Source organism: Oleiphilus sp. HI0066 (assembly GCF_001635725.1).
In genome coordinates this window covers 1-688 of sequence record NZ_LWFH01001435.1, presented here as the reverse complement: position 1 = coordinate 688, position 688 = coordinate 1, and the positions used below count along the sequence as shown (strand labels likewise).

The 688-nt window shown below is 44.6% G+C and carries 1 protein-coding gene; it reads left to right on the top strand.

Annotated features, from left to right (window positions below; translation table 11 throughout):
- Nucleotides 1–688, top strand: a 688-nt coding sequence (locus A3738_RS22005) for a phosphoenolpyruvate carboxykinase (ATP) (protein WP_156504411.1), incomplete at both ends; no start/stop codon positions are given.

Sequence of the window (688 nt, the reverse complement as noted above, 5' to 3'; positions counted from 1 at the left end):
TGGTAAGAGAACTGGTCGCTCTCCAATGGACCGTTATATTGTTGAAGAGCCAAGCACGTCTGATGCTATTGGCTGGGGTCCGATCAACCGCCCTTTTGATGCGGATAAATTCGATGCATTGTGGGAGCGTGTTGAAGCGTATCTTGCTGAAAAAGACAGCTATGTATCTCACCTTCACGTTGGTTCTGATCCTGAGCACTATCTTGCTGTTAAAGTGACAACAGAAACTGCTTGGCAAAATCTGTTTGGTCGCAACTTGTTTATCCGTCCTGAGACATTTAATCCTGCTGACAAGCAAGAATGGCAAATTTTGAACGTTGCTAGTTTTGAATGTGTACCAGAGCGTGACGGAACAAATAGTGATGGCACTGTTATGATCAACTTCGCGCAACGCAAAGTACTTCTTGCAGGCATGCGTTACGCTGGTGAAATGAAGAAAGCGATGTTCTCTGTTCAGAACTTCCTTCTTCCTGAAAAAGATGTTTTGCCAATGCACTGTTCCGCGAATGTCGGTGAAGATGGCGAAACAACTTTGTTCTTTGGTCTATCTGGAACAGGTAAGACAACGCTTTCAGCAGATCCAGAGCGTTATTTGATTGGTGATGACGAACACGGTTGGGGTAAAGGCACGGTCTTTAACCTTGAAGGTGGTTGTTACGCGAAGACAATTGATCTTAGCCAAAAGAAT